Below are 19,882 nucleotides of genomic sequence, written 5' to 3' on the forward strand. Positions count from 1 at the left end.
GAGCTTTTTTCCGCTCTTCTTAACATTTCAATAGTACGCCCTGTTCCTGCTTTACGAGCAATCACACTACCGTTTCGGTCTTGATTAAAAATTCCTCTTTTCGTCTTTTTGTACTCCACACTTTTTAGATTTTCTATGCGTAATTTCTCGCCCTTTCAGTGACTCCCAAAAGAATGTTTCGTCACTTTAAACAATGCCTTGTAATGGATAAAAAGCCTATTTCCCTAAAGCGTTCAGTGATTTTTGGAAGGGTATATCCTTCAACCATTATCTCAATGTATCTAATCTATTTATCAGGATAATGAGAGCTTGAAAACGGTGTATTTAGTAATATCGTTCAAAGACTTACCGCTATCCCTTTTAATGTAAGACAATCTTTTAGTAATTTTTATGGTTTTGGAGAAGATATGAATGCAATTTACGGGAGGTGTCTTAGATGAGTGAGGTATATCGGGATAAAATTGTTGTTTTAGATGAGAAAGGAAAGGAAAAGGAGCTTTCGGTTGAGGCGTTATTTGATATGAAGGATAAAACGTATGCCTTGTTGCGATCTGAGATAGATCAAAACGAGACGTTTGTCATGCAGGTGGAGGATACGGAAGACGGACAGTATTTAACAGGAATTGAAAATCCGTCTGAACGTGAGATGGTATTAGATGCATATGAAATAGCTGTTGATGCTAACCCAGCGGAGTAAGTTTCATGAGTAAAAAAATTGTGGATGTAATGGATACGCAAATGCGAGAGTTAATAGAAAAAGAATTGAATGGTCTAACGTTCACAAAAAATTTTCGATCTCCTTCAGCAGAGGAATGGTATGTATTTTTACCTAGCTATAAGGATCCGCTTACTGGTGGAGCAGCTGGCAAAGTGATCATTCACTATCATCTATTCGATACAAAAGAGATTTTCATTAATACTACGATTATTTTTGATGATCCTGCTTTACATAAAGCGTCACTACATCAACTTGTATATGCCATTTCAGATGAGATTGTAAATAGGTTGGTCGGATATGCGGATACGCTACTTTCTGTTCATTCTGGTGAGAATTCGTACAATGCAGAATATAAAAATTGAGGGGATATTATGGTAGATATGATACAAGCGATACAACAACATGCGATTCCAATTACCCATTCGAAAGACTTTGGGCCACTTTTTTCTGCCATTACAAATCAGAAATACGTTTTATTAGGGGAAGCCTCACATGGCACGTCTGAGTTCTATCAAATAAGGGCAGACATTACGAAGAAATTAATTATTGAAAAGGATTTCACATTTATTGCAGTAGAAGGAGATTGGCCATCATGCCAAGAGGTCAATCGGTATATAAAAGGATATAGAAATACATACAAAAATGCTCGTGATGTCCTTAGGGCTTTTAAACGTTGGCCGACTTGGATGTGGGCTAACGAAGAGATTATTGAGTTAATTGAGTGGTTAAAGGAATATAATAACGGCAAACCACATGAAAAGAAAGTTGGTTTTTATGGAATTGATATTTATAGTTTGTGGGAATCAATGGATGAAATCCTAAAGTATCTAGAAAAGAGGAATTCTCCAAATCTTGAAGTCGCAAGAAAGGCTTTTGCCTGTTTTGAACCATTTCAACGTGAAGCCGAAAAGTATGCTTTGTCTTCAGCCTTTTATTCCGAGGGATGTCATGAAGAAGTGACAAAGCTTCTAACTGAAATAAGTAAAAACAAACTGATGTATGAAGACTACGAGGAAGGCAGTTTAAATGTTGAAGTGAACGCACTAATTACGGCTAATGCTGAGAACTACTATACCACGATGATCACAAATGACAATGAATCATGGAATATCAGAGATCGTCACATGGTAGAAGTCCTGCATCGAATTGATTCGTTTTACAATCATACAGCTAAAGGTATTATCTGGGGACACAATACACATGTGGGTGACGCAAGGGCAACTGATATGGCAGACGAAGGTATTGTTAATGTTGGACAACTTTTAAGGGAAGCGTCTGGTCCTGAACATGTATTTATTGTTGGTTTTGGTACACATCATGGTACGGTGATTGCATCGACAGAATGGGGTGTGGATTTTGAAAGGATGAATATCCCACCAGCAGCTTCTGGCAGTTGGGAAGACCTACTTTATCAAGCAGGTGCACATGATAAACTGATCGTTTTTTCGAATAAAAATAGACATTTATTTATGAACAAAATGGGTCACCGCGCAATCGGCGTTGTGTATCAACCAGAATATGAGCGTCGTGGTAACTATGTTCCGTCTGTCCTATCGGAACGATATGATGCGTTTATTTTTGTAAATCAAACAAATGCTTTAACTCCACTAGAAGTCACAAGAGTTGTGATTTAAATCTAGCATATGAATAAACTCTCACTAAATTGTAGTGGTTTTTTTTCCTCCGAAGGGGAGGCTGCACGGACAATTTGAGGTTCTGTTAATAGGAGGTACTTGGAGTATCTCCTATTTTTTTGCGCTTTTTTATCATATATAAATCATTGGAAACAATAATAATGTGTTATATAAGATGAAATAATTATTGAAAAACGATAAAAGTTATCTTATAATCAATATGGAAATGATTTAGTTCTAAATTTAACATTGGAAAAAACCTATTTGAAAGGAATGTCGGAAGTTGAAATCAAAAACGAAACGTTGGATAATCTCAGGAGTTGCAGTAACAGCTATTTTTAGTTCATTATCCATCCCTCAAGTTCAAGCAGGAGCAAGTCATTTTTTATCTTTATTCCGTGTGAACCAAATAGAAATGGTGAAGTTGACACAAAGTGATATACAGGAAATCGAGAATTGGCTTCATGAAAATAAGGAAGGATCGTTAGACCTTAAAGGAGTTGGAAAGCTGAATATGTCAGGGATAACAGATGGGCCAACTTACTTTGAAACTTCTGAATCAGCAAAAGAAGCTGGCTATCATGTCCCAACGTTAGAGGAATATGAGGCAGAGGGAGTCAATGTGATACCAGCATCAACTATAACGTTTACCTTACATGTAGAAAAAGCAAATCAATTATTAACTCAATTAGGCTCCAAACACCAATTTGAGGCTTCTTTAAATGAAAAGCCATTTTCAGTCACAACTTACGATACTATCAAAACTGATTTCGTGAAGGAAGGAAATTATCTGTCGTATATGCAAACAAAATCTCCCGAAATCAATGTGCCTAACGGAGTATCTGTTGCGGAATTAAAAGCGACATTGTTATCCCTACCGTTTTTACCTGAAAATGTAAAAACACAGTTTGCAGGTATTGATCATATTGAAAATACCTTGCCAATTCCTGTTGTAGAAACAGAAGGTACTAAGATACGTGAGATCCGTTTAGGAAAAGCACAAGGAATTGTAGTCGAAAGGGAACAAGAATCTTCAATCGTATGGCAAGAAAACGGTAATTTTCATGTTCTCGTTTCACACGGCAAAATGACTGCAGATGAATTAATTCAATTAAGTCTACAAATGAAGTAATGACTACACATTCAGCGCGTTTCTAGCACGCTCTGATTTTTCATTCTGACATTGGGGGAGGAACATGAACGTTATTCAAACGAAATCTTTAACGAAAACCTATAATGGTAAAGGCGGAATATCGGATGTAACATTGTCGATTGGTGAGGGAATTGTGTATGGATTTCTAGGACCAAATGGTTCTGGAAAAAGTACATTCGTACGCACCTTACTTGGATTATTGCAACCGACAAGTGGAGAGGGTTATATTCTCGGGGAACCAATTGGAACAATAAAATCGCGCGAACAAGTAGGGTATCTACCTGAATTATTTCGTTACCCAGAATGGTTAACGGGTAAACAATTGTTACAAAGCCATGCCGAATTATGCAAAATACCTGTTCGCAGTCGTAATAAACGAATTGAAGAAGTCATTGAGCTAGTTGGAATGACGGGTAGAGAAAATGGGAAAATTAGTGGTTTTTCGAAGGGGATGTCGCAACGAATTGGTCTGGCTTGTGCGATTTTAAATGATCCAAAGGTTGTTTTTCTGGATGAGCCGACATCTGCACTTGATCCGATTGGACGGAAAGATGTTCGAGATCTCATGGTTTATCTTCGAGACCAAGGGAAAACAGTCTTTTTGAATAGCCATTTGTTATATGAAGTGGAGTCTGTGTGTGATCATGTATCAATTGTTCATCAAGGAGATATGATTGTACAAGGACCTTGGCGTGAGTTATTGATGACAGAAACAAAGGTGGAAGTAGTAACAGATCTGCCAATTGGCACGAACTTGCCAGCCTTTGTAACACAATATCAAAAAGTAAATGAGGAGCTCACACGTACAAGATGGGAGATCCAACTCGAGAATGAATCGGATATACCCAAAATCATTCAGTATTTATCTACAAATGGGACTGCAATCTATGAAGTGAAGCCCATTATCCCTCATTTAGAGGATGTTTTTTTGTATTGGGTGAACCAGAAAAAGGAGAACGCTTATGTGGACAATCAGTAAATTAACTTTTAAAGAAATGATATCAAAGCGGATCTTTATCATCACAATTGTGATGACCCTTATATTTCTGGCGCTTTATGGAACGGCTATTTATTTTGCTGGTAAAGATACACCAGGTGGAGGGGCCAACATGATTCAAGGACCAGAACTGATTTTAATGCAGCAATTTGTTGCTTCACAATTATTGGGGGTCGGACTCTATTTTTCTTCATTTATTATCGCTTTATTAGCAATTTTGTCGAGTGTGACATCTATTTCAGGTGAAATTTCAAGTCATCAGATTGATACATGGTTGATGCGCCCCATTTCTAGAGCACAATTTGTGATGGGGAAGTTTGTAGGATTATCCCTTCTCATGATTTCCTATGCAGTCGGTCTTTTTTTTAGTATTACCGCCCTTCATCAAGGAATTGGTTCGGAATGGATGGAGTTAGATATCAGTCTAATCCAGATGTTGAAAGCAGTAAGTGTGTTTGTCATTCAGCCATTTGTTTTAATATCTTTCGGATTACTAGTAAGTACGAGAATGACCACTTTAAATGCAGGAATTGTATCCATTGTTCTGTATGGTGCAGCATTTATTGGTGGATTTATTGAACAATTTGGTTCACTTGCCGAAAAGACAACGCTCGTAAATATTGGGATTATCATGAGTCTAATCTTTCCCGTTGATTCCATTTATCGGAAAATGACCGTTTTACTGTTTGATACAACTGATAATCCGTTGTCTTTTGCACAAGGTGGAATGTTCACTAGCATTTCTACACCTAGTAATCTCATGGTTTGGTACGCACTGCTATATGGTGTATTAATCGTACTATTTACAATTTATCGTTTTAATAAGCGTGATGTGTAAATGATTATTTTCAATCATACATGATAAGATGATAAAATCAGATTATATGGAAACCAAAAGGCAATAGAAACAAATTAATAGAATCCATGGTTCAGTGAAATCACTTAATTTTGCATAATGAATGGAGTGAAAAAGTTGACTAATGGCATGAGAAATCCAGTCATAGATGAATATATTAGTAAAGAGAAAAAGTGGCAGGCAGAATTTGAGAAATTGAGATCGATTACCCTTGATTGTGGACTGACTGAAGAACTGAAATGGAGATTGCCTTGCTACACGCTTGAAAGAAAGAACATCGTGATCATTCAGGGGTTTAAAGAATATTGTGCGCTTATGTTTTTTAAGGGTGCGCTGCTAAGGGATCCTCAAGGGATCCTGACAAAACCAGGGGAAAACTCACAAACACAGCGACAAATGAGGTTTACTACTGTTCAGGAGATTGAAAAGGTAGAAACCACTATAAAAGAGTATATCGATGAAGCGATTAAAGTAGAACAAGCTGGCTTAAAAGTGACTACAAAGGAGACTTCGGATTACGAGATTCCAGAAGAATTGCTCGCTAAATTTAATGAAATTCCTGATTTGAAACAGGCTTTTGAATCATTGACACCCGGACGTCAACGAGCATATCTTCTATTTTTCTCCAAAGCCAAGCAATCCAAAACACGAGTGGCAAGGATTGAAAAATACATCCAACCCATACTCGAAGGTAAGGGATTACATGATTAAGTATATAAAAAAGGGACGAGGGGATGTTACCTCTCGTCCTTAACATTGTCTGATGCTCCTTCCGATTATTTCTTGCGAACAGGAATCCAAATTTCGCTATATGCGTAGTTTTCTTTTTGTTTATCCATTTTCGTAAAGGAAAATGTAGGGGCATTGATGACTTCATAATCCGATGAAGGTAGCCATTCAGAATAGGTTTTTGCCATTGTTTCTTGTAACGTTGTGGGAAAGGGTCCTTCATTTGGGAAGATTGCCCATGTGCATGCTTGCACAGGTACTTTTTCCAACTCTTCACTGACCTCATCATTGGTTGTCAGTACACCAATTAAGTGAGTTAATTCGCCTTCTTCTTTTAAGAAATTTTCATCCGCATCATAGGAAGCATTGACAATCTCATATGGTTCGATATTTTTTAGTGAATGCATTTCTTCCTTTTGTTCATCTGTAATGCTCATAGCAAGCTTCACGATCTCGTTATTTACACCCTCAAATTGCATGGGAACACGTTTGCTAACACCTACTAAATAAAACGCTGGTTTGTCTACGATTCTATATTCCATAGAAACTCCTCCTTTAACAGTTATGACAAATGATAGTTTAGGGAACGATTTGCTAAGCTTTTTCTTGATGGCATCGGAGGGCAGAAATCCACTCCATTTTTTAAATGCCCTCGTAAACCCATCTACTGACTGATACCCATATTTGAATGCAACCTCTGTTACCTTTTCGCCATCTAGTAACTCCTTGTTCGCCTCCGCAAGTTTTCGATTCTTTATATATTCACTAAGCGTTAAGCCTGATAGATGAAAAAAGACCGTTCGAAAGTGGTAGTCGGAAACGCCAGCATATTCAGAGATCTGTTCAAGTGAAAGGTCTTCCGTGAGGTGATCTTCAATATAGTCAATCACTTGGTTTAATTCTTTTAACAAGTTATCCCTCCTCGAAATCATCATAACAAAGCGAGTATTTGTTTACTCGACATTATAAACAAAAAAATATCGGTATGATAGGTCGGAAGAGTAGGGGAAAGGGGGATGAAGTTTGAGTAGATACATTTTATAGGAAAGAAAGGGCAGTCCCCATGTGTTAAGTGTTTAACGAAAAGGAGACAGGCCCAAGATCTGTTAGGTTAAGTTTGGATAACCTTGCTGACGCAAAGCTTCATAAACCAAGATAGCAGCTGTACTTGAAAGATTAAGCGAACGAACGTGATCATTCATAGGAATTCTTAAAAAGTGGTTTCGATTTTTTTCGAGTAAATCTTTTGGTAAACCCGTTGTTTCTTTTCCAAACATAAAATAATGTTCTTTCGTGACATCACTGAAATCAAAAGCTGTATGTGATGTTTCACCAAATGTTTCAATAAAGTAAAACTCACCTTGATTCTTTGAAAAAAAATCTTCTAATGAATCATAATACGTTATATTGACAGAATCCCAAAAATCAAAGCCTGCTCGTTTTATCATGTCGGGATCCGTTGAAAAGCCGAGCGGTTTAATTAAATGCAATTTGGAATCTGTTGCAGCGCAAGTTAGAGCTATATTTCCAGTATTAATTGGAATATCTGGTTGAAATAGTACAACATGAATTGCCAAAAATGGTCACTCCTATCTACATTTTACCCTTTAAATTATAGCATAAGGATGGAGAAGAGAAGGAATTGTTCTATGTGGATCATAAATTTTATTATAGTGAAATAGGGAGGAACATAAAAGACGTCATTCATAAGCTTTTCCAGTAAAGTGAGAAGAGGAAAAAATCGTGAAGTTGAAGGGAGTAATGGTACAATTTGATATTTTTGCTCCAAAACAAAAGATAGGGGATGGAAAACAAATTCCCATCCCCATGCAATACAATTTTAGCCTTGTTTTACTGGATTTCGTAGCTCACCAATACCCTCGATACGACAAATGATTTCATCACCATTTTTCATCATGACGGCACCTAGTGGGCTACCTGTTAAAATAACGTCGCCTGGTTCTAGTGTCATCACGCTGGATAGGTACGAAACCATTTTTCTAAGCGGAACAATCATTAGATTCGTTTCACTATCTTGTTTCTTATCCCCGTTTAAGTAAGCCTCAACGGTCACTTTGTCAGGATCGATTGCCGTTTCGATATAGGGACCAAGAGGTGTGAACGTATCAAATGACTTTCCTATTGTCCAATGCCCAGCTTCATGGAAAAATTGAGGAGCTGTCACGTCATTGGCAATTGTATAGCCAAAGATGTAGTCTTCTACTTCATCTTCAGAAATATTTCGTGCTGATCTACCAATGATGACGGCAAGCTCTGATTCAAATTTCACTTCTGTTATTTTACTTGGAATCTCAATTGGTTGTTCTGGCCCAATTACAGAAGAAACGGGCTTGTAAAAAAATACTGGAATTTCAGGTAGCTCAGAAGGTAGATCTTCTACCTTCTGAACATAGTTCGCACCAATCCCAATTACCTGTCTTGGTCTAAGTGGTTCTAATAGTTCTAGTTCGTCAACTTGGTAGGTGACGTCTGTATTTGTCCAATCTGAAAAAATATCTCCTTCAATTTGTTGGATTCCATTCTCTGTTACGATTCCTTGTAAGATGGTTCCATTCGCTTGATGTTTAAATCTACCAAATTTCATCGTTTCACTCCTCGTATTCTGCCTAAAACATCAGTACATTCTATTAGCTTTTTAAGCGAGCCTGTTCCTTTACTTCGAGACGACGACGGTGAAGAATCGGTTCAGTATACCCATTTGGCTGCTCTTTTCCTTTGAATACAAGATCGCATGCAGCTTGGAACGCAATTGATTCATCATAGTTCGGAGCCATAGGGCGGTATTTCTCATCACCCGCATTTTGTTGGTCAACAATTTTAGCCATGTTTTTAAGCGTTTCTAACATTTGTTCTTCTGTACAAACACCATGGTGTAGCCAATTCGCAAGCATTTGACTAGAGATACGTAATGTTGCACGGTCTTCCATTAGGCCTACATTGTTAATATCAAGAACTTTTGAGCATCCAACCCCTTGGTCTACCCAACGAACAACATAGCCAAGCAATGTTTGTGCGCTGTTATTAAGTTCTTCCTGAATTTGTTCAGGGGACCAATCAATCTTATCGACAACTGGAATTTGTAAGATTTCATTTTGGTAATTCTTTACTACTTTTGAAAGTTCATTCTGTACTTTTCTTACGTCAATTTCATGGTAATGAATTGCATGTAATGTAGCAGCTGTTGGGGATGGGACCCATGCTGTATTTCCACCTGCTTTTAAATGTCCGCCTTTTTGCTCGAGCATCGCGGCCATTAAATCAGGCATCGCCCACATTCCTTTACCAATCTGTGCTTTACCTTTAAAGCCAGTATCTAAACCAATACGTACGTTATTATTTTCATATCCATTTAACCAAGTAGATGTTTTCATATCACCTTTACGTACCATTGGACCTGCTTCCATAGAAGTGTGAATCTCATCTCCAGTACGATCTAAGAATCCAGTATTAATGAAGACAATTCGATCTTTTACTTCATAAATACAATTCTTCAAATTCAGGCTTGTACGACGTTCTTCATCCATAACACCAATTTTTAGCGTATGGCGTTCCATGTCAAGCATATCTTCAACACGGTTAAATAATTCATTTGCAAAAGCTACTTCTTCAGAACCATGCATCTTTGGCTTAACAATATAAACGGATCCCTTTTCAGAGTTTTTATAGACTCCGTTTCCTAATAAGTCATGTTTTGCAATTAAGCTTGTAAATACAGTGTCCATAATTCCTTCAGGGATTTCATTGCCATTACGATCTAAGATGGCATTCGTTGTCATCAGGTGACCAACGTTACGGACGAACATAAGCACTCGACCTGATAATTGAATCTTTTCACCATTTGGAGCCGTATACGTACGATCAGGATTTAATGTACGTGTAACTTCTTTTCCGTTTTTCGTGAATTGAGAAGTTAAGTCTCCTTTGATTAATCCAAGCCAATTATGATAGGCAAGAGTTTTATCTTCTGCATCAACAGCTGCAACAGAATCTTCAAAGTCCATAATCGTTGTTGTGGCAGATTCAAGATAAACATCTTTTACATTCGCTTTATCTTGTTTTCCAATAGGGTGATCTGCATCAATTTGAATTTCAATATGGAGACCGTTATTTTTTAGTAAAACAGCTGTAGGATTTTCGGCATTGCCATTGTATCCAACAAATTTTGAAGGGTCTACTAGTTTCGTTGTGTTGTTATTTGCTAGAACAACTTCTAAATCTTCTTGATTGATCACGTATTTTACGACATCTTTATGTGATGCGTCTTTTAGTGGGACCGTCTTATCAAGAAAATCTTTTGCAATTGCAATAACTTGATCACCGCGTTTTGTATTATATGGACCTGCTTTTTCTAATCCATCTTCCTCACCAATCACATCCGTTCCATATAATGCATCATATAGAGAGCCCCAACGTGCGTTAGCAGCATTGATAGCATATCGAGCATTGTCAATCGGCACCACTAATTGTGGACCAGCTTGAACGGTAATGACATCATCAACGTTTTCAGTCGTAATCTTAAAATCTTCCACTGGTGTTTCTAGGTAATTAATTTCTTCTAAAAAGGATTTATAAGAATCGAAGTCAATCACTTCGTTTTCTCTATGCCAAGCATCAATTTTGCATTGAATTTCGTCGCGTTTTTCTAATAATAACTTGTTTTTTGGAGCCAAATCAGAAACAAGTTGGCCTAGATCATTCCAAAACTTTTCGCGGTCAAGACCTGTCCCTGGAAGTGCTTCCAAATTAACGAAATCAAAAAGAACTTTTGCAACTTGAAGGTTTCCTGTTTTTATGTAATTCGACATCATGCATTCCTCCTTTAGTATCTATCTATTACTTTAATAGTGATAGGGCTTAAACAGAAATACATTTTTCGCATGTATGCTATTCCATTTGGTTATACCTTCAAGTATAATAAGCTAAAATTACCCATTTAGTAGGGAAAGGGGTATTAGAATGGACATCAGACAGATAGAATATTTTGTAGAAGTTGCGAAACATTTAAACATAACAAAAGCAGCTTCCATTCTTCATATTTCTCAACCATCATTAAGCAAAGTCATTAGAAAGCTAGAGTCTGACCTAGGAACTCCTTTATTTTATAGAGGAGCGAAGCAATTGGATTTAACGGATGTCGGAAAAGCATTTCTAGTTAGTGCGAAAAATGTTCTTCAAGCCTATGAAAATTTAACGATGGAAATAAGTGATGTCATAGATTTAAAAAAAGGCGAAATTAAAATCGGCATTCCTCCAATTATTGGTGCCACTTTTTTTTCAAAATTGATTAGTAGTTATAAAGAAGCGTTTCCTTCCATACAAATCAATTTAACAGAAGTGGGCAGTAAAAAGATTAAACGTGGAGTGGCAGAAGGGGAGCTTGATATTGGCTTAGTTTGCAATCTCCCCATTCAAAAAGAAGACTTTGACATGATTAAACTAGTAGAAGATCCACTAGTACTACTTGTCCATAAAGATCATCCGTTATCACAACGAGAATCAATTGAACTCACGCATGTTTCAAAGGAACCTTTTATCATGTACAGAAATGACTTTTCGTTGTATGACAAGATTATGGAGGCATGTGGCAAACTTGATTTTTATCCAAATATCGTTTGTGAAAGTTCACAGAAGGACTTTATGATCGAAATGGTCGAGGCAAAATTAGGTGTGGCTCTATTACCTAGTCAAATTTGCAGACAGATTACCAGTAAAAATATCATCGCCATTCCTTTTATAAACCCTACGATAAATTTAGAACTAGGAATGATCTGGAAAAAAGACAGATATATGTCACATGCTGTACGTGAATTCATCGCCATGGTGGAAAGCTGAAGGGGCCAGCCCCTCAATAAAAGCGATAGATTAATAGGGGATAGTCCAGATAACATAATCTACACTCATTTTTATAGGAAACCCTAGTAAGATCCACTTTCCAAGACTGTCTTGAAAACGGATGTCAGACAAGATGCGCAGCCGATCGAAGACGGGAATAGAAGTTGTCTTCATGACCAGACGAGTGAGGCTAGTAATGAAGTATGCGAGCGTTTTTAACAGTCTGAGAGAGGCATACTAGATGCCTCTCTCAAAGTCTAAGCTTCTTTTTACTTTGTGTATGAAGGGATTCTTTCTGTTCATCGGTCAGAAAAAAGGTATCAGTGTTTTCTGCCTCTGATCCGATCACAAAGGAAAGTTTTCCATCAAACTGCTCTTTTGGAATCGATTCGATGATTTCAGGAACGCTTGGGGTAGCTGTTAAGGCTTGATCTGTATGGAAAATATCAACCTTGTGCTTCAAAAAGACGTCAATCCAATCATAGAGTGATTGCTTCTCGGCATGTGGAAAGCTTGTAACCCTTATTTGATTCGTAGAATCCACCCCATAGATGAATAGTTTTGCTGATCGTACTTTACTAAATTTCGTCCTCAGTTGATAGTTGTCACTATGAGCAATCGTCGACTTTGCCTTCAATCGGTAATCCATTCCAATTAATACATATTTCATCTTTTCATAAGGAAGAAAGATGTGCTGTTCTTCACCTTTTAATTTGTCCTTCACATAGGAATCATAGCCCTTATCACCTAGTTGAATATGAATCACAATATCTAGATAGTTACGTAGATTTTTATAGCTGAACCATGCAAAACCGACAAAGGTAACGCCAATCGCAAATAGTAGAATGGAAAAGCCCAATCCCATCTCAGAAAATTCACTAAAGCTTAAACCCAATCCACATATCCCTATAAATAAGAAGACCGAAATCAATCCAATATGGCAACCAATGGCCCACTTAGGGAGCTGATTTGTATAACTTCGATTATCCTTCGTTTGCAATTCCATTCATTTATAGCCCCTTTCATTACTTATTTTACCAAAAAAAGGCTGAGACAAAGGGCTTATTCATAATAGGACTATAGTGTGAAATGCATAAAAAATTCTATCAAAAGTTCAAGTTTTAGAAATAGAAATAATGTAAACATCTTCAGGGAATACAAAAGCCTAGATCGTAAACGAAGTGTAGAGCACCAACCTTTAACTCAAAGGTTGGTGCTCTTTTGTTATGCAGCACGTAAAACGGTCATTCTAACATGGCTGACTCAGTCGTCAATGTTGTAAGTTGTTAATTAAGGCTCACCAGCCGCACGATAAAAAGCGAAGTATGTAGATCTAATCGTGTTTTTAGTACAATTTTTAATATGTTCCTTGGTATGTTATTTGTTTAGTAAGAGCAACAATCAGTGCGAAAACAGTCTTATATAAAGAGGCGAGCATCAGGGAAGCGTCTTTAAATTAGTAGATTTCCCCATGTTCTTTAGCAAAAAACCAAATACAAAATCGTCGAGTCATGTAGAATGTGAGGCATATTGAAATCCAAGAAATATACCATTCCCAATGGATGTATGTGATGAGATCGGTGTATATCTCAATGATGACTTCTCCTATCGTCAGGACTGTAGTAAATGCGACATAATACATGAATTGAATAAGTAAGTTCCGATTATTTGGATACCATACATTAAAGATGGCACAAGTGAGAGGATAAGCAAAAAACTCATATGTGAAGCTTGATCGACTGACTGAAGGAAACAAGCGAACTGGATATTCGAGTAATCCCCATTCAACAACAACTAAGCCAATCAGAAATGTAATAAACTGCTTGAATAAAAATGCCACCACTGCAAGCCGAATCTTTTCTCTCGGAATCGCGAAAAGAAGGGCTGCTGTGAATACGTATACTCCTAGTAAAATCCAAGCTTCGATTGTCATTATGTCCCCCATTTCTCTACTTGGAACACGGATTTGTCCTTGTAGAACCAATCACAGCAGATATTGCTCGCGTAGTATAGAAATCCAAAATATACCCACAACCCATACCACGTCATGCTTCTAAATTCTAATAGATCGGTATAATGTTCGATGACAACATCAAATAACGTAATGGAAGAAATCCAGATTGAAAAATAGATGAAATTGAAATTTAACCTTTTATAGACGTAGAATATGGAAAATAGAAGAGGGTGGAAAAAATAAACAATTGTAAGGGGAAACTCATGTGCTTCAGGGAACTCTCTGACTGGTGCATATAACAAACCATATTTAAAAACAAACATATCGAAAAACCAGATCACTGCCTGAAACAGTAAGAAGGCCAGAATGCCTCTGCGCACGTCTTTTCTCACAATCAATGCGAAAAAACCAATAATGCCTATCATCCATAGTATAAGTAGGATGACGAATTCTTTCTGCATGTCTCCAAAACCCCTCTTCTTAAAAATTTATACATATGTCCATTTATATATTTTTTCCAAACTGTTTGAATTTATCAAAGGGATTAGTGATTACTTGAAACTCATGAATGGTTAATCTTTTCATGATGATTCGGTGAGAGTGTTATAACCTTCTAAAAACGAAGATTTTACTTGAGTGTAGAGTCATTTATATGATGAAACGTAACTAAATAATATTCCCATTTTTTATGGGGACAATAAGTAAGATAGTAAAAATGATCACTGGAGGTTGCAATGTCTGAGTATGCTTTTATGGCAGGCAGGGTCATTTGTTATCTTGTTCACTCTTGCACGACTTCTTGGGAAAAAGCAAATCTCTCATCTTACTTTTTTTGACTATGTAGTAGGTATTGCGATTGGGACAATGGCTAGTTCTATCGCGATCGATAAGTCTCTTTCGTTCGGACACGGCGTAACCGCGCTCGTTATCTATACGGTTTTATCGTTGTTGATTGGGTTTGGTGCCGTTAAATCGTTCAAATTCAGAGAAATAGTGGAAAGTAGTCCTGTGATATTGGTGAAGGATGGAAAAGTAATGGAGAAGACTCTTTTAAAGCAAAGGATGACATTTGATGACCTCTTAAATGGCTTACGGGTAAAAGGTGCTTTTAATCTTTCAGAGGTAGAACTAGCAATGATGGAAACCAATGGAGACATCAGCGTATTGAAAAAACCACAATATCAGGCGCTTACTCCGAATGATATAGGGTTAGAGGTAGAGGAGGATCATGGTCCTTCTCTAGCGATTATCGATGGAGAGGTGTTAGAACATCACTTGCAATACTTAGGGTATACGAAAGAGTGGCTACTAGAAGAAATCAAAAAACAAGGGGCCAACGAGCTAGAGGATGTCTTTTTAGCTCAAATAAACTCCGATGGAAGTCTCTTTGTTGATCTATATAATGATAAGAAAAATACGCAAGATGATAAAACAATTGAACAAGAAAATCAAAAAACCAACTTAGCAATAAAGTTAAGAAGAATACAATCAGATCTTGAACAGACGGCTTTTCTAACGAAGGACAATGTTGCAAGAAAAATGTATTTTAAACAATCCAAGGAAATAGATAAGATGATAAAGAAATTGAATCCATATTTAAGTGAATAATCTTAGTATGGCAGCTGAAAAAGTCTTCATTTCAGCTACAGCTTGCCCTTTACAAGGAGTAGACAAAATTCTACTCCTCTTTAATTTGTTTTCCTCATGGTGTGAACCTGTTTGTTTATCGATTCCAATTAGTACCATTATAGACTGAAAACTCATTTTTTCATTAATAGATACTTGTCATTATGAACGAGGTAACTTTGTCCAATCAAAGAGAACATTTAAAAATATAATATAGTAAATATTGAAAGGAGGGTACCATTTATGAGTAAAGTATGGAGAAATGAGTCTATTTTTGGAAACAGTAGGAACAGAAATGATTTTCACAGTAATGTTGATGTTGATAATGATAATGAATTAAGAGCTAGAGCAGATAGTGACGCAGAAAATGACACAGATGTAAACTTAAAGGACAAAAACACAAATATTGCAAAAGCTCGTGTCAACCACAGCGGTAATTCCAGAGTAGATATTAAAGTAGCTAGTGATTCAAAAGCTAGAGTACGCTCTAGAAGTAATGCTGATGCAGATCAAGATCAAGACCAAGATCAATATCAAGACCAAGATCAAGATCAACACCAACGTTTCGGGTTTAAGTAACGCCGAATCGGACTTCCACCTTTAAGGGTACTAGATTAGTACCCTTAAAGATTCGGTTGACGATAAATAGAAGGGAGAATATGGATGGATCGTTCAATTCAAAATAAATTGGAAACACTGATCAATCGCAGTGGTAACGCGGATGTCGATTTAGTCGTGAATATCGATATTGATACAAAGGCCATAGCCTATGGAATGCTATGCAGTTTATATGCAAAAGGAGAGTTAACGGAGCAAGAGTTGGAGCAAGCTGTAAGAAAGCTAGACATGATGATTGAAAGAGATCGAAACAAAAAGAAAAATAACGCTGACAATCGACCAAAGTTATTTCAATTTCCTGATTCAAACACAAGAAGAAAATGGAATTAGACATTTTTCTTCTTTACATATGAGTTGTGTTATCACTATAGTTAGAAGTATCATTACTGTAATATAAGAAAAAATAAGAAACTAAACTAAGTTTTGGAAATTTCATTAATGGAATCCCTTAATGAAAAGAATCAATTTAATAGATTAATAGTCAGTCTCGGTGTAATATGTGGAGTGCAATGCCTCAATATGAGTCGTTGCACCTTTATTGTTTTAATAATAGTGCTTTTAGAGATTAATAGTAATTCACTTAACTGCACTTATTGCACCACGAACTTTGGAGGATAGGACATGCGTCAACTCATTTTTTTATTGATCATCTATTTGACATTCATTAGTTTAGGATTACCTGATTCTCTTTTAGGAGTCGCTTGGCCTAAAATGGTGGGGGAATTTGGTGTGGCCTACAGTATGGCTGGTATTCTTTCAATGACTATTGCCATTTCTACGGTCATATCAAGTTTACAGACGATGCAAATTACGAAAAAAATTGGAACTGGGAGACTCGTTTTAGCAAGTGTGTTGTTAACTTCTATTGGTTTAATCGGATTTGCGTTTACACAAAATTTCTTATTATTAATCGTTGCTGCAATTCCTTTAGGTCTTGGAGCGGGTGCGATTGACTCTTCTTTGAATGACTACGTGGCTGTCAATTTTAAGGCACACCATATGAATTGGTTGCACGCTTTTTGGGGAGTAGGGGCAACAACTGGACCGATTATTATGGGGTTCGTATTAAATCAACATTTTTCATGGAGAAATGGGTATTTGATCATTGGTCTCATTCAAGTATTGGTCGTGATCATCCTTTTCCTTTCACTCCCTCTCTGGAAACAAAATGAGAAAAAAACAGAAAAAGAATCGGAAGAAAGCACAACTTCGATCAAAACAGTATTGAAACAAAAAGGCGTTCTCTTTTCTTTATTATCGTTTGTCTTTTATGTGGGTGTTGAAGGAATCATATTTTTGTGGGGAAGTAGTTACTTAATTGAAATTAAGTCGTTTTCAATTGCAACGGCTAGTTTTATTATTTCATTGTTTTTTGCCAGTTTAACAGTCGGAAGAATTCTTTCTGGATTTATTACGTTTTGGTTATCCAATCAAAAGTTGTTATACATAAGCGAAATTTCACTTTTAATCGGAATTCTTGTTGTTGCTGTAGGGGCAGGTACCTTCATGTACATAGGATTTATCCTTGTTGGTTTTGGATGTGCTGCGATATTTCCAACCATGATGCACGAAACCCCAAGACGATTTGGTGTAAAGAATTCTAGTACAATCATGGGAGTTCAAGTCGCTTCTGGATATGTTGGAATAACCATCTTACCTCCATTAGTAGGATTTATCTTCCAAGGACTCAGCATGAACCTCTTCCCATTATTTTTATTCATATTCACACTCGTCCTACTCGGAGCAACCATCGCAATCGAAAAGCTGAAAGAACAAGGGAACAGTTCTCCTCTGTAAATAGAACAGGGGGACGGTTCTCCTGTTTCCATAAAAACTGGAAAATATTAAAGATAGAATCACTAGAAACGTCTCTTCGAATTAATATATCTAAATTACTTGATAAAAAGAAGTTAAATTAACATAACAGATGACTCCTGCCAAAGAGATAGAGATAGAGATTGGCAGGAGTTGTTGTTTTTTAACTCTAATACAAGAGAGGTGAAATTTCGGGGAATGTATCGGAAATTTAGATTTTATAGTAATTTCTTATTTTAGGGAAATGAATCGTAACCTTTGTAAATTCACCCTCTATAGATTGGATAGATAGGTCATGGCCTAATTTATTTGCTAATTTTTTTGCAAGATACAGTCCCATTCCAGTTGATTTTGAATGACTCCTTCCAGTTGTACCAGTAAAGCCTCTTACAAATACTCGGTTTAAATCTTCCGCTGTTATTCCTATACCATTATCTTGAACTATCAACCGTTTTTCTTTATGCTCTTGTTCAAAATGGATAGAAATTCTACCTCCATTATCTGTGTACTTTAACGAGTTTGTGATGAGTTGGTCAATAATAAATCCGAGCCATTTTTTATCACTATGTACGAATTTTTTATCATTATGATTCAATTCTAGGGTAATTTGCTTATTTATAAATATTTTCGAGTATTTTTTGATACTATTTTTTATGATCTGGTTTACATCAACCTCTGTAATAAAGTAATCATTAGCAAAAGATTCGACACGGGAGTAATAAAGGGCTTGCTCCACATAGTCCTCAATTTTATCAAGTTCGTCTTCCAGTTTATTAATAAGATAATCTACTGACTTTCCCTCATAGTGTTCGATAAGTAGACGACTAGACGTAATGGGTAGTTTAATTTCATGTACCCATGCAAGGATATATTCTTCCTGTTCTCGTTTAAGGTTATATAACGATTGCAATTGTTTGTCTTGCGTACGCATGATTTTTTCAAAAAGATTAAGATACAACTGTTGCTCATGGCTTTGTGCTTTAGGTAATAATGTAAGAGCGTCATCATGAGAACTATTCATTAGTCCCTTAATTTTCATATAAAAATTTCTGTGGTAAACATAACCGATGACAATATACAGAGATGTGAATAACAAACAACTACTATTTATGTATATAACATTGCCCCAAACATCTTGTGTTTCGGCACTTAGCAGTAAGAATAACGAAATAAAACTCATAATCATGGCGTAAAAACAGAGGAAGAAACGTTTATCCTTTATGTATGTTAGGAAATTCATTTTATTAAGTAGCCTTCTCCTTTTTTTGTCGTAATAAAGTCCTTGATACCCAATTGTGATATTTTCTTTCGTAACCGGGTAATGTTGACGGATAGAGTATTGTTATCAATGAATTGTTCATGTTTCCAAAGCGCACGCATGATATTGTTCCGGTTCACAATACTTCCTGCATGTTTCATTAATAGATGTAAAATGACAAATTCTGTTTTGGTGAGCTCTACCTTCTTGTCCCCAAAAGATATATTCAAGTCATTCAAATTTAATAGAACCCCATTATGTTCGACTACGTTCGCTTGTGTTTCTGTATAGGAATAAGATCGGCGTAGAAGGGCTCTTATTTTAGCCATAAGCACCTCTGTATCAAACGGTTTTTGAATGAAATCATCGCCACCCATGTTCATGGCCATAATCATATCCATATGTGAATCGCGGGAAGAAATAAATATAATCGGAACTTGAGACACTTCTCTAATTTTGTTACACCAGTAATATCCATCAAATAGAGGTAAGTTAATATCCAATAATATAATAGCTGGTTGTTCCTGAATGAACTCGTCAAATACATTCTCAAATGAGTTTAACATAGCTACTTCGTAATTCCATTTATCAAGGGATTCTGCTAACAGCTCTCTTATTACTTGATCGTCTTCAACAATCATCACTTTCATCTTTAACACTCCCTTCATTTG

The 19,882-nt window shown here is 36.6% G+C and carries 21 protein-coding genes; 12 read left to right on the plus strand and 9 right to left on the minus strand.

The window, feature by feature from the left end; genetic code table 11:
• Nucleotides 1-436: 436 nt before the first annotated feature.
• The 7 genes from ACWPVE_RS18180 (at nucleotide 437) to ACWPVE_RS18210 (ending at nucleotide 6,069) form a co-directional block, all read left to right on the plus strand.
• A complete protein-coding gene (locus tag ACWPVE_RS18180) occupies nucleotides 437-697 on the plus strand; it encodes a DUF1292 domain-containing protein (RefSeq protein WP_453995815.1) in 261 nt (86 codons plus the stop codon).
• Between the two features lie 5 nt (nucleotides 698-702).
• Nucleotides 703-1,080, plus strand: a complete 378-nt coding sequence (locus tag ACWPVE_RS18185) for a hypothetical protein (protein ID WP_453995817.1) — start codon at nucleotides 703-705, stop codon at nucleotides 1,078-1,080.
• 9 nt (nucleotides 1,081-1,089) lie between these two features.
• Entirely contained in the window at nucleotides 1,090-2,352 is a 1,263-nt protein-coding gene (locus ACWPVE_RS18190; RefSeq protein ID WP_453995819.1) for an erythromycin esterase family protein, read from the plus strand.
• Nucleotides 2,353-2,635: 283 nt separating this feature from the next.
• Nucleotides 2,636-3,484 carry a DUF4367 domain-containing protein gene (locus tag ACWPVE_RS18195; RefSeq protein WP_453995821.1) on the plus strand — a complete coding sequence of 283 codons (849 nt, stop codon included), beginning with the start codon at nucleotides 2,636-2,638 and terminating at the stop codon, nucleotides 3,482-3,484.
• A 64-nt stretch (nucleotides 3,485-3,548) separates the two neighbouring features.
• Complete coding sequence (locus tag ACWPVE_RS18200; RefSeq protein WP_453995823.1) at nucleotides 3,549-4,484, plus strand: ATP-binding cassette domain-containing protein; 936 nt, start codon at nucleotides 3,549-3,551, stop codon at nucleotides 4,482-4,484.
• Nucleotides 4,468-5,340, plus strand: a complete 873-nt coding sequence (locus tag ACWPVE_RS18205) for an ABC transporter permease subunit (protein WP_453995825.1) — start codon at nucleotides 4,468-4,470, stop codon at nucleotides 5,338-5,340. The genes ACWPVE_RS18200 and ACWPVE_RS18205 overlap by 17 nt, the downstream gene beginning before the upstream one ends.
• Before the next feature lie 135 nt (nucleotides 5,341-5,475).
• Nucleotides 5,476-6,069: a YdeI/OmpD-associated family protein gene (locus ACWPVE_RS18210; RefSeq protein ID WP_453995827.1), complete on the plus strand. Its 594-nt coding sequence runs from the start codon at nucleotides 5,476-5,478 to the stop codon at nucleotides 6,067-6,069.
• 65 nt (nucleotides 6,070-6,134) lie between these two features.
• On the opposite strand, the gene ACWPVE_RS18215 is transcribed toward ACWPVE_RS18210, so the two are convergent.
• The 4 genes from ACWPVE_RS18215 to ACWPVE_RS18230 all read right to left on the minus strand — a co-directional run bounded on the left by ACWPVE_RS18215 (nucleotide 6,135) and on the right by ACWPVE_RS18230 (nucleotide 10,913).
• Nucleotides 6,135-6,998 (minus strand): AraC family transcriptional regulator, encoded by an 864-nt coding sequence (locus ACWPVE_RS18215; protein ID WP_453995829.1) that lies wholly within the window; start codon nucleotides 6,996-6,998, stop codon nucleotides 6,135-6,137.
• A gap of 195 nt (nucleotides 6,999-7,193) precedes the next feature.
• Nucleotides 7,194-7,664 (minus strand): tRNA (cytidine(34)-2'-O)-methyltransferase, encoded by a 471-nt coding sequence (locus tag ACWPVE_RS18220; protein WP_453995831.1) that lies wholly within the window; start codon nucleotides 7,662-7,664, stop codon nucleotides 7,194-7,196.
• Between the two features lie 263 nt (nucleotides 7,665-7,927).
• Nucleotides 7,928-8,692 (minus strand): fumarylacetoacetate hydrolase family protein, encoded by a 765-nt coding sequence (locus tag ACWPVE_RS18225; protein WP_453995833.1) that lies wholly within the window; start codon nucleotides 8,690-8,692, stop codon nucleotides 7,928-7,930.
• 43 nt (nucleotides 8,693-8,735) lie between these two features.
• Complete coding sequence (locus ACWPVE_RS18230) at nucleotides 8,736-10,913, minus strand: malate synthase G (protein ID WP_453995835.1); 2,178 nt, start codon at nucleotides 10,911-10,913, stop codon at nucleotides 8,736-8,738.
• 151 nt (nucleotides 10,914-11,064) lie between these two features.
• Between ACWPVE_RS18230 and ACWPVE_RS18235 the strand changes: the two genes are divergently transcribed.
• Nucleotides 11,065-11,940 (plus strand): LysR family transcriptional regulator, encoded by an 876-nt coding sequence (locus ACWPVE_RS18235; protein ID WP_453995837.1) that lies wholly within the window; start codon nucleotides 11,065-11,067, stop codon nucleotides 11,938-11,940.
• 250 nt (nucleotides 11,941-12,190) lie between these two features.
• On the opposite strand, the gene ACWPVE_RS18240 is transcribed toward ACWPVE_RS18235, so the two are convergent.
• The 3 genes from ACWPVE_RS18240 to ACWPVE_RS18250 all read right to left on the minus strand — a co-directional run bounded on the left by ACWPVE_RS18240 (nucleotide 12,191) and on the right by ACWPVE_RS18250 (nucleotide 14,355).
• The gene (locus tag ACWPVE_RS18240; RefSeq protein WP_453995839.1) at nucleotides 12,191-12,946 is read right to left on the minus strand and encodes a hypothetical protein; all 756 of its coding nucleotides are present in this window, start codon (nucleotides 12,944-12,946) and stop codon (nucleotides 12,191-12,193) included.
• Between the two features lie 450 nt (nucleotides 12,947-13,396).
• Complete coding sequence (locus ACWPVE_RS18245; protein ID WP_453995841.1) at nucleotides 13,397-13,873, minus strand: CBO0543 family protein; 477 nt, start codon at nucleotides 13,871-13,873, stop codon at nucleotides 13,397-13,399.
• The gene (locus ACWPVE_RS18250) at nucleotides 13,873-14,355 is read right to left on the minus strand and encodes a CBO0543 family protein (protein WP_453995843.1); all 483 of its coding nucleotides are present in this window, start codon (nucleotides 14,353-14,355) and stop codon (nucleotides 13,873-13,875) included. Before ACWPVE_RS18250 ends, ACWPVE_RS18245 begins: the two co-directional genes overlap by 1 nt.
• Before the next feature lie 283 nt (nucleotides 14,356-14,638).
• Here ACWPVE_RS18250 and ACWPVE_RS18255 point away from each other — a divergent pair, with 283 nt between their 5' ends.
• The 4 genes from ACWPVE_RS18255 to ACWPVE_RS18270 all read left to right on the plus strand — a co-directional run bounded on the left by ACWPVE_RS18255 (nucleotide 14,639) and on the right by ACWPVE_RS18270 (nucleotide 17,935).
• The gene (locus ACWPVE_RS18255; protein WP_453995845.1) at nucleotides 14,639-15,502 is read left to right on the plus strand and encodes a DUF421 domain-containing protein; all 864 of its coding nucleotides are present in this window, start codon (nucleotides 14,639-14,641) and stop codon (nucleotides 15,500-15,502) included.
• Nucleotides 15,503-15,763: 261 nt separating this feature from the next.
• Nucleotides 15,764-16,099, plus strand: coding sequence for a hypothetical protein (locus ACWPVE_RS18260; protein WP_453995847.1), 336 nt, complete (start codon nucleotides 15,764-15,766; stop codon nucleotides 16,097-16,099).
• Between the two features lie 84 nt (nucleotides 16,100-16,183).
• The gene (locus ACWPVE_RS18265; RefSeq protein ID WP_453995849.1) at nucleotides 16,184-16,468 is read left to right on the plus strand and encodes a hypothetical protein; all 285 of its coding nucleotides are present in this window, start codon (nucleotides 16,184-16,186) and stop codon (nucleotides 16,466-16,468) included.
• 291 nt (nucleotides 16,469-16,759) lie between these two features.
• Nucleotides 16,760-17,935, plus strand: coding sequence for an MFS transporter (locus ACWPVE_RS18270; RefSeq protein WP_453995851.1), 1,176 nt, complete (start codon nucleotides 16,760-16,762; stop codon nucleotides 17,933-17,935).
• A 229-nt stretch (nucleotides 17,936-18,164) separates the two neighbouring features.
• Here the strand turns inward: ACWPVE_RS18270 and ACWPVE_RS18275 are convergent, their stop codons facing one another.
• Nucleotides 18,165-18,992, minus strand: a complete 828-nt coding sequence (locus ACWPVE_RS18275) for a sensor histidine kinase (RefSeq protein WP_453995853.1) — start codon at nucleotides 18,990-18,992, stop codon at nucleotides 18,165-18,167.
• Nucleotides 18,993-19,189: 197 nt separating this feature from the next.
• The gene (locus ACWPVE_RS18280) at nucleotides 19,190-19,861 is read right to left on the minus strand and encodes a response regulator transcription factor (protein ID WP_453995855.1); all 672 of its coding nucleotides are present in this window, start codon (nucleotides 19,859-19,861) and stop codon (nucleotides 19,190-19,192) included.
• Between the last annotated feature and the right edge of the window lie 21 nt (nucleotides 19,862-19,882).

Source organism: Bacillus nitroreducens, from assembly GCF_964021195.1.

Coding starts and splice junctions, on each gene's coding strand:
- ACWPVE_RS18180 (WP_453995815.1), top strand. CDS start 437: ATGAGTGAGGTATATCGGGATAAAATTGTTGTTTTAGATGAGAAAGGA.
- ACWPVE_RS18185 (WP_453995817.1), top strand. CDS start 703: ATGAGTAAAAAAATTGTGGATGTAATGGATACGCAAATGCGAGAGTTA.
- ACWPVE_RS18190 (WP_453995819.1), top strand. CDS start 1,090: ATGGTAGATATGATACAAGCGATACAACAACATGCGATTCCAATTACC.
- ACWPVE_RS18200 (WP_453995823.1), top strand. CDS start 3,549: ATGAACGTTATTCAAACGAAATCTTTAACGAAAACCTATAATGGTAAA.
- ACWPVE_RS18205 (WP_453995825.1), top strand. CDS start 4,468: ATGTGGACAATCAGTAAATTAACTTTTAAAGAAATGATATCAAAGCGG.
- ACWPVE_RS18225 (WP_453995833.1), bottom strand. CDS start 8,692: ATGAAATTTGGTAGATTTAAACATCAAGCGAATGGAACCATCTTACAA.
- ACWPVE_RS18230 (WP_453995835.1), bottom strand. CDS start 10,913: ATGTCGAATTACATAAAAACAGGAAACCTTCAAGTTGCAAAAGTTCTT.
- ACWPVE_RS18235 (WP_453995837.1), top strand. CDS start 11,065: ATGGACATCAGACAGATAGAATATTTTGTAGAAGTTGCGAAACATTTA.
- ACWPVE_RS18240 (WP_453995839.1), bottom strand. CDS start 12,946: ATGGAATTGCAAACGAAGGATAATCGAAGTTATACAAATCAGCTCCCT.
- ACWPVE_RS18245 (WP_453995841.1), bottom strand. CDS start 13,873: ATGACAATCGAAGCTTGGATTTTACTAGGAGTATACGTATTCACAGCA.
- ACWPVE_RS18250 (WP_453995843.1), bottom strand. CDS start 14,355: ATGCAGAAAGAATTCGTCATCCTACTTATACTATGGATGATAGGCATT.
- ACWPVE_RS18255 (WP_453995845.1), top strand. CDS start 14,639: ATGCTTTTATGGCAGGCAGGGTCATTTGTTATCTTGTTCACTCTTGCA.
- ACWPVE_RS18260 (WP_453995847.1), top strand. CDS start 15,764: ATGAGTAAAGTATGGAGAAATGAGTCTATTTTTGGAAACAGTAGGAAC.
- ACWPVE_RS18265 (WP_453995849.1), top strand. CDS start 16,184: ATGGATCGTTCAATTCAAAATAAATTGGAAACACTGATCAATCGCAGT.
- ACWPVE_RS18270 (WP_453995851.1), top strand. CDS start 16,760: ATGCGTCAACTCATTTTTTTATTGATCATCTATTTGACATTCATTAGT.
- ACWPVE_RS18275 (WP_453995853.1), bottom strand. CDS start 18,992: ATGAAAATTAAGGGACTAATGAATAGTTCTCATGATGACGCTCTTACA.
- ACWPVE_RS18280 (WP_453995855.1), bottom strand. CDS start 19,861: ATGAAAGTGATGATTGTTGAAGACGATCAAGTAATAAGAGAGCTGTTA.